This window comes from Mucilaginibacter sp. P4_G9, from assembly GCF_056400985.1.
The window spans coordinates 1-519 of record NZ_JBFUKF010000960.1 but is presented as its reverse complement, the minus strand read 5'-3'; the positions used below and the strand labels follow the sequence as shown (position 1 = coordinate 519).

Below are 519 nucleotides of genomic sequence, written 5' to 3'. Positions count from 1 at the left end.
CTATTGGCAAATGGATAAAAAATAAAGTGCGTGATGATAAACGGCGCACTGTTATTGGCGTTGTAGAAGATTTTAATTTTCTTTCCCTTAAAGAAAACATGGATGCCCTGGTGATCTCTCCAAGCGAAGACAGGAGGGTGGTCGTTATCAAATTAAAGGCGGGCAATATTCCCGCATCTGTGGCAGCTGTTAAAGACATATATAGTAAGGTAGCTTCGGTTTACCCGTTTGAGTATGCTTTCCTGGATCAGAAATTTGACACCACCTATAAAACTGACATCAGGCAGCAAACCATGCTTACTATTTTCTCGGGCCTGGCCATTTTCATCGCCTGCCTTGGTTTGTTTGGTTTAGCATCGTTTACAGCTGCTAAGCGCACCAAAGAAATTGGCGTACGTAAAGTATTGGGCTCATCGGTACAAAGCATTTTGATATTGATCTCAAAAGATCTGCTAAAGCCGGTACTATTAGCAACAGTTATCGCGATGCCTATCGGTTATTATTGTATGAATAAATGGC

General features: G+C 41.6%; 1 protein-coding gene. It reads left to right on the top strand.

The genetic code is table 11. From position 1 onward, the window contains the following. The coding region (locus AC1DPZ_RS28800; RefSeq protein ID WP_477409986.1) for an ABC transporter permease at window positions 1–519 on the top strand (519 nt) is incomplete at both ends.